Here is a 1,874-nt window from a genome sequence, read left to right as displayed (position 1 = left end):
AAAATAAGTTTTACAAAGAAAATATTAACGAGAGGTTGGATAATATATTAAAAGTTGGATTGAGCGGTAAAGAAAGAAAAACAGCACTCAATGTACTCAAGGACGTTGATGGTTACACCGAATCGTCTGCACAAAAATTGCTTTCTGAGTATAACTTTACTAAAAGTGGGCTCTTCAGTGATTATTCATTTGCATTGGAGATTAAGAACACTGGGAAACCGCCTTTGTGGTCAAGAATGTTCAAGAAAAACACACCATTGGATAATGCTTCTTCATCGTCCCGGCTTGCGGGGGAGAAAAAGTTAGATTTACCCAACAATAAAACTGGTTTTAACTTAGGAGATAAAATAGGCGAGGGTGTGTTTGGAGAGGTTTTTGTTGATGCGGATGACAGTAGATATCTTATCAAATTATATAAATCACCGAGTCATCTCGTGGCAGAAAAAATATCCAAACATGAGACCGAGATGTTTCAGCGATATTATGGTGAAGAGGCTGCCATGCACTTTGTCAATGATAAAGGGAACTCCTGTGTCAGAATGTATAGAATTCCCGGCCAAACACTGCATTCTGTACCGCGAGGAACATTACCGCATGATGCCGATGTGAAATTTGTCGATATGATCGAGAGGTTGAACAGCCTCGGCATCATACATCAAGACCTTCATTCTCTAAATATTCTGTGGGACTCGGCATCAGAGTCATTTTTTCCTATAGATATTAGTAACGTAAAAGAAAAATACTTCAATGCTGATGTCAGTGGAAAGCAGAAAATGAATGCGAAAGGCATATCAGATTTTGATAGAGTTTTGAATGACATAGCTTGGAAGAAAAAAAAGCCCTCTATAGAAAATAGAGAGTAAAAAACAATTAGTTGATGGCAAGTAAAAACCGCGCGCAAGCACTGGTTTTAGGTACGGAATGTGTTACCCCAATGCGCCTTAATACTGGGTGCAATCACTATCGTGCCGCAGTGGAACAGCAGAGCCTAGCAGGACGCAACCAGGGATTGTTCTGCCACTACTGCGGCACGCGGCACTCACGCCCTGTTACGATAATGCTTATAGTTGAGGCGATATTTATCCAGCCGCAGCCCTAATGCACGACGTGTGATATTAAGGTGTTCCGCCGCTCGGGAGATGTTTCCCTGAAACATTGAGAGCGCTTCAACAATTAAATCGTACTCAATCTGGGAGACCCGTGCCTCCAACCCCTCTTCCGCCACAAGGTGTTCCAGAATCGGCTGCAATGACAACGGAAGATGGTAGCTATGAATAACCCCTTCATCGGATAACAATACCGCCCGCTCCATCACATTCTCCAACTCCCGGACGTTTCCCGGCCAGTCGTAGTTAAGCAGCATATTCAGTGCAGGCGTGGCGATGGTAGGCACTTCCACGCCCTGATCTCGGGCAAAACGGGCATTGAAGTAATCCGCCAGAATCAGAATGTCATTACCGCGTTCACGCAACGGCGGAATAGTGATGGGAAACACGTTAAGACGGTAGTAAAGGTCCTCACGAAACAACCCTTTATTCACCATTTCACTCAAATCACGGTGTGTGGCAGCCAGAATACGCACATTGACATGAAGCGTGTCATTGCTGCCCACGCGCTCAAAACTACGCTCCTGAATCACACGTAACAGTTTGGCCTGCGCCGATAACGACAACTCCCCGACTTCATCTAGAAAAATGGTTCCACCATTGGCTTCTTCAAAACGCCCAGCACGGCGCGATATCGCACCGGTGAATGCGCCTTTTTCATGCCCAAACAGTTCACTTTCCAGCACACTTTCCGGCAATGATGCACAATTGAAGGTGATAAAAGGGCCGGTTGCACACAGGCTACTATGGTGAATCGCAGCCGATACC

1 protein-coding gene and 1 pseudogene are annotated in these 1,874 nt (G+C 45.0%); one reads left to right on the top strand and one right to left on the bottom strand.

All coding sequences use genetic code 11. The annotated features are described in order from the left end of the window. Nucleotides 1–863, top strand: a pseudogene (locus J5224_RS26120) (protein kinase family protein); the annotation flags it as partial. Nucleotides 864–1,039: 176 nt separating this feature from the next. On the opposite strand, the gene J5224_RS26115 reads toward J5224_RS26120, so the two are convergent. Continuing rightward, nucleotides 1,040–1,874 (bottom strand): sigma-54 interaction domain-containing protein (locus tag J5224_RS26115; protein WP_264628095.1); only part of this gene is annotated, 835 nt, incomplete at its 5' end.

The organism is Candidatus Symbiopectobacterium sp. NZEC135, assembly GCF_025962695.1.
The sequence above is the reverse complement of the archived record's forward strand: the minus strand, read 5'-3'. Positions and strand labels throughout refer to the sequence as shown.